Here is a 2990-nt window from a genome sequence, read left to right as displayed (position 1 = left end):
TATGCCTTGGCGAAGCGCGGCCTAAATGTGGCTGTCATCGACGCGTTATCCGGTCCGGCCGAAATGTGCAGCCGCGCAAATGCAGGTATCATCGCTGTCGGGCATGCAAAGGCCTGGGCGGGACCGGGAGCGCCTGCTGCCATGATCAACGCTTTCGCCGGGCGTGACCCATCGGTGAAAGTAACCCGCCTGACGGATCCAACGCTCTGGCGCTGGGGAGTTGAGTTCCTGCTCAACTGTTCCCCGTCGGCTCATCGCAGGAATACCGACAAGCTGCAACGTTTGAGCCGTTACAGCCGTGATCTCGCTGCCGCCGCCGAAGTCGAGATGAACCTGCCGGCGGAGATCCGGCATCAGGGAGGGCTCTATTTGTTTCAGGATAAGGCGCAGTTCAGCACCTATGTGGCCTCGATCGAGGATCATGGCGACGGCTCCGTCGAGGTATTGGGCCGTGACGCATTGATCGCGCGCGAACCCGGTTTGTCCGGTATGTCTGGCCGGTTAGTTGGCGGGCTGTTCAGTGCAACAGACTCCGTGGGTGATTGCCGGCTGTTTACCCAGCGCACGACTGCCTATTTGAACGGGAGAGCGGCTCGTGCTCGATCAGACGCCACTGAAGGAGTGGCTCGACGGTATGAATCCGCCCGCCCTACCGCAGGGCGGTATGGAGGTCCAACCGACTGGTCCGGACGCGATGCTCATCGCGCCAGGAGAGCGCGCGCAGCGGATCGGAACAGTCTTGCGCGACGGACACGACGAGATCCGTTGGCTGCGCGTCAACTGTTAGGCCGCGCTGCGCAAGTGAACCGGAGTGCGCGTCCCGCGCTCGCTCGGCTACGAACCCCACATAAGCAGTAGAGCATCGCCATCGCCGAGCGAATCAGCGAGCCAGTCTGCCCCGTGGCGATGCCGCCATCCTGCCCGGCTAAACATGCAAGTGGTCTTGCTCCGCATTTGTGGAGAGCGGTTTAGTAGCTTCCGGCCAGCTTCTCGAACTGAACCGGATTGACGTAGTCGACGCCGGACAGAGTTATAGAAGTCGTCGATGTAACAGCCGATCGCGCTCTTGGCCTCGGCTCACGTTTGGAAGACGGTGCGCCAGCCGGTTCCGTTGCAAACTGTGACGTAGGTCAAGCAAAGGCTGGATGAGGGCTCAGGTCAAGCAACAACGTTGAATAGATTTGCAATGAAGTCGCATTGAGCACGCATATCGTTTGCTCGCGTAATCGCCATCACCTCATAGCCCGCAATGGTCGACAAGGCGGACGCAAAGCTCTTGAAGCCCAGACCAAGGCGGACCAGCCGTTTGATACGCCGATGATCCGATGATCCTGCCCGACGATATTGTTCAAGAACTTACCTGCTGGGGTTTGGCGAAGCGCCAAAGTTCTCCATCCTGCTTCATGGCCTTCGTTGCGATCGGGTAAGCCACGTTCTTATCGACCGTGATGGTCCGAGGGTCGAGCATGGGCCGTGAGTTCTTAGTCAGGCCCCAGTATATCGTGGAACACAAGCACCTAGTGGTTCATCACAGTGGTTTTGACTCTTTGGCGGCAACTGGATAGGCGCGACCGAGTTTGGCGCGGGCTTTGTCGGTTGTGAACATCCATTTGATGCGGTCTCGCGCCTTGTTTCGCTGCCGTTGCCATGCTGCGATTTCTTTTCGAAGCCTTTTGGGATCGTCGATGCGACGGCCGAGACACTGGCGCTGCAGCACGCTGATCTCGCACTCGACCATATTGAGCCAGCTGGCGTGTTTCGGGGTGTAGTGGAACTCGAGGCGGCGCAGGATGCGACGGGCCTCGGCAGGCGCAAATGCCTGATATAGCGCGCCGGCCGTATGAATCGACAGATTGTCCTGCACCACACGGATGCAGGCGGCATTGGGATAGTGGACGTCGACGAGTTCGCGCATGCAGTGCGCGTAGTCGACCGCGGCGCGGTGGTCTGTAACCTTGACATTGCGCCAGCCGCGATGCGGATCGAAGGTGACGAAGAGATTGACGGTACCGTTGCGGCGATATTCGTAATCGTAGCGCTCGCGCTGTCCCGGTTGGGCAGGGATCGGCTGGCGTACCTCGCCGATCAGCTGGACTGGGGTCTCGTCGAAGCAAACCAGGGGCCGCTCGGGATCCGGCGCCTCGGCGTAGAGATCGAGCACATCCTCCATCCGGGCGACGTATTCGCCGTCGACATGAGGAATGCACCACATATCCCGGCGCCACGGCTTGAGGTCGTTGTCGGCCAGCCGGCGGCGCACGGTCTCGCCCGACAGGCTGGCGTGATCGGTGAGCTTGACCATCGCGTCGGCCAGCAATGTCAGCGTCCAGCGTTTGCGGCCGGCGGGCGGCTTGGCGCATGCCGTCGCCACCAGCAGGGCCTCTTCCTTGCCTGTCAGCTTGCGTTCCGCGCCCGGACGCGGCTCCTCACTCAAGGCCCGCTCCAGATTGCCTTCTACGAAACGGCGTTTGGTCCGGCCGACGGTGGAAAGGCTGACCCGGACGGTTCGGGCAATCTCCGCGTCGCAGCTGCCTGAATCGGCCGCCAGCACAATCTGAGCCCGTTTGAGTTTGCGGGCGGAATGCGTGCCGCCGCCGAGCATTGCCGTCAGTTCGTCCCGCTCGGCTTGGCTCAATTCGACCCGATAACGTACATTCATGCTTCGCCTCCTTGTCGGAGGCCGGGACGAATCCAGCTATGAGTCAAAAATCAGGCGCGCACTTCACCGAGAAGCAGGGACACTATCTCGCTTTCATCCATACCTACTCGTACATGTTCGGACAGCCGCCCGCCGAGGCCGACATCCAGCGGCATTTCCGCGTCAGCCCGCCGTCAGTCCACCAGATGATCCTCACCCTCGAACGCAACGGGTTCATTCGTCGCCAGCCCGGCGTCGCTCGAAGCATCGAGATCCTCTTGCCACCCGAAAAGTTGCCTATCCTCGGATGGCTCGGTATCAAAACGTCAAAATCACTGTGATGAACCACTAG

The 2990-nt window shown here is 60.6% G+C and carries 3 protein-coding genes and 1 pseudogene; 2 read left to right on the top strand and 2 right to left on the bottom strand.

What is annotated here, in order from left to right; genetic code table 11:
• A partial coding sequence (locus AXW67_RS41205; RefSeq protein WP_145928092.1) for an FAD-dependent oxidoreductase occupies positions 1-858 on the top strand: 858 nt, incomplete at its 5' end.
• Positions 859-1158: 300 nt separating this feature from the next.
• Here AXW67_RS41205 and AXW67_RS44535 read toward each other — a convergent pair.
• Positions 1159-1323: pseudogene (locus tag AXW67_RS44535) on the bottom strand (IS6 family transposase); the annotation flags it as partial.
• A gap of 205 nt (positions 1324-1528) precedes the next feature.
• Positions 1529-2659, bottom strand: a complete 1131-nt coding sequence (locus AXW67_RS35435; protein ID WP_063675747.1) for an IS630 family transposase — start codon at positions 2657-2659, stop codon at positions 1529-1531.
• A 38-nt stretch (positions 2660-2697) separates the two neighbouring features.
• On the opposite strand from AXW67_RS35435, the gene AXW67_RS35430 reads away from it, so the two are divergent.
• A complete protein-coding gene (locus AXW67_RS35430) occupies positions 2698-2979 on the top strand; it encodes a LexA family protein (protein WP_063675745.1) in 282 nt (93 codons plus the stop codon).
• The last annotated feature ends 11 nt before the right edge of the window (positions 2980-2990 follow it).

This window comes from Bradyrhizobium neotropicale, from assembly GCF_001641695.1.
GTDB classification, from domain to species: Bacteria; Pseudomonadota; Alphaproteobacteria; order Rhizobiales; family Xanthobacteraceae; genus Bradyrhizobium; species Bradyrhizobium neotropicale.
The sequence above is the reverse complement of the archived record's forward strand: the minus strand, read 5'-3'. Positions and strand labels throughout refer to the sequence as shown.